Source organism: Streptomyces sp. NPDC089915 (genome assembly GCF_040684675.1).
In the GTDB taxonomy this organism is placed as follows: domain Bacteria; phylum Actinomycetota; class Actinomycetes; order Streptomycetales; family Streptomycetaceae; genus Streptomyces.
Genome location: NZ_JBFBGN010000400.1, coordinates 1 through 1204, shown reverse-complemented (window position 1 = coordinate 1204; position 1204 = coordinate 1). Strand labels below are relative to the sequence as shown.

Here is a 1204-nt window from a genome sequence, read left to right as displayed (position 1 = left end):
CGGCCGGGCACACCGCACCCGACGGGCGCCCCGGGCAGCCGGGCGGGCCGGGTGACGCGGGGCCGGCCGCCACGGGCCGGGCCGTCGACGGCGGGCGGCCCGCCGGGCCCGCACCCGCCCGGCCCGACGCCACCCCCGCCGGGCCCGCGCCCGCCCGGCCGGACACCCCGGCCGCCGGGCCCGCACCCGAGACCCCGGTCCCGCACCCGCTGAGCGACACCATGTCCGACCGGGCCCGCTCCCTCCTGGTGCCGGTGGCCGACCCGGAGGAGCCCCGGCCCGCTCCGGGCGCCGCCGGTCCCGTCCTGCCGGGCCGGCCGGACGCCGACCGGCCCGCCGTCCGGGCGCCGGGAGAGCAGCCCGGCCTCGCGGGCGGCCCGCCCTGCCGCTGGTGCGCGACGCCCAACCGTCCCGACCGGCACTACTGCGTGCGCTGCGCGATGCCGCTGGCCGAGAGCGGCGAGGCCGCCGCACCGGCCCGGGCACCGTGGTGGCGCCGCCTGTTCGGCGGAGGGCGGCGCGAGACCCCGTGGGCGGGCGACCGCCCCCGGCTGCGCCGCGTCTTCGACCGCGTCGGCACCTGGATCACCCTCGCCGTCGTCGTCACGGTGGCGGTCCTGGGGTTCGTGTACCTGCCCGACGGGGTCCGGGCCGCCCTGGACCACTTCGCCAAGCGCGCCCCGGTGGCCCCGGACCGGATCACGGCCTCCCGCTCGTACCCGGGCCACCAGCCGGAGCTGGCCTTCGACAAGCGCAGCAACACCTGGTGGGGGCCCGGTGTGTCGCAGTCCGGGCAGGGCGAGTGGATCGAGGTCGGCTTCAGCGAACCGGCCCGGCTGCTGGACGTGATCATCACGCCGGGGGTCTCCGCGCGGGCCGACCGGATCGGTGAGTCCGCCCTGCCGCACCGCGTCACGGCGACGATCACCGGGAAGGACGGCAAGGTCACCACCCGCCGGCTGACCCTGGATCAGGGGGCGGGCGGCCAGCGGCGTCCGTTCCGCGTCGGCGAGGTCACGAAGGTCCGCTTCACCGTCGACTCCGCGCACGCGGCCTCCGCCGACAAGCAGGTCGCCATCGCGGAGATCGAGTTCTTCGGCCCCTCGAACAGTCGCTGCTCACCTACGCGCTGTGCGTCGAGGAGATAGCCCGCGGCTGGATGTCCGTCTCGGGCATCATCAACACCCACTTCATCGTGGCGTAC

The 1204-nt window shown here is 77.9% G+C and carries 1 protein-coding gene; it reads left to right on the top strand.

From position 1 onward, the window contains the following. A partial coding sequence (locus tag AB0O29_RS36155) for a zinc ribbon domain-containing protein (RefSeq protein WP_365160755.1) occupies nt 1-1148 on the top strand: 1148 nt, incomplete at its 5' end. Between the last annotated feature and the right edge of the window lie 56 nt (nt 1149-1204).